The sequence below is a fragment of the Bacteroides sp. AF32-8BH genome, assembly GCF_003435205.1.
GTDB classification, from domain to species: domain Bacteria; phylum Bacteroidota; class Bacteroidia; order Bacteroidales; family Bacteroidaceae; genus Bacteroides; species Bacteroides ovatus.
This window is the reverse complement of sequence record NZ_QVLZ01000117.1, coordinates 1-811: the sequence shown is the minus strand read 5'-3', so window position 1 is coordinate 811 and position 811 is coordinate 1. Positions and strand designations below refer to the sequence as shown.

Below are 811 nucleotides of genomic sequence, written 5' to 3'. Positions count from 1 at the left end.
TGAATTGAGTTTATAACAAGCGGATTAATCTTCTAAAAACTCGATTATCCGCCGGACATTAGTTTGATTTTTAATATGAAAGCAGAAGAATTACGAATAGCAATAAGAAATGTATTAGAACAAGGGTTTATTTCAACTTTATCTAAATATGGATACAGCTGGAACAAATCTAAGATGTGTTTTCATCGTAAAGTAGGAGATTTCAAGCAAACGATTCTTATCAATTCCTCTGTTAATCCTCAATTCACTAATGGCATAGGCTATATAAGTATTCATTTATTCTATAATTCGCCAAAAATTGAAAAGATGGCTTCTGTTCTGATAGATGCCAAAACAGATTTTGAGAAAGTTGGAATTGTTCTTAATATTAATTCAGGTTTTATTTCTGGAAAAAGGGCTGTATCGTTTGACTTGTTATCATTAGATGAACTTCTAAATGTATTTAATCTTGATAATATGCCATTCAAGGAAATATTAAGTTTCCTTAATGAAAGAACAACAATCCAGAATATACTTATGGATTTTGAGAATAATAAAGACTATATTTGGTGGAATTCTAAAGATCATTCTATCCTTATGATAATTACGATGTATTATATCACTGGTAATGAGAAAAAAGCTAAAGAACTCGCTATATCTTATTATCAAAATGATAAATGTGGAAGATGGTATAAGAATGTATTACGATATTTCGAAGAATCAAATAATTTTCAAACTAACAAACAGCAAACCGACTGAATAAGCGGAACGCTGCCAAACATTACCGATAATAATAAAAACAAAGAAAATATGAACGAACGATATGCCAAAT

Annotated in this window: 1 protein-coding gene; it reads left to right on the top strand. The window is 29.3% G+C overall.

Annotated features, from left to right (window positions below; all coding sequences use genetic code 11):
* Positions 1–75: 75 nt before the first annotated feature.
* Positions 76–738 carry a hypothetical protein gene (locus tag DWZ47_RS30280; RefSeq protein ID WP_118423541.1) on the top strand — a complete coding sequence of 221 codons (663 nt, stop codon included), beginning with the start codon at positions 76–78 and terminating at the stop codon, positions 736–738.
* Positions 739–811: the final 73 nt, after the last annotated feature.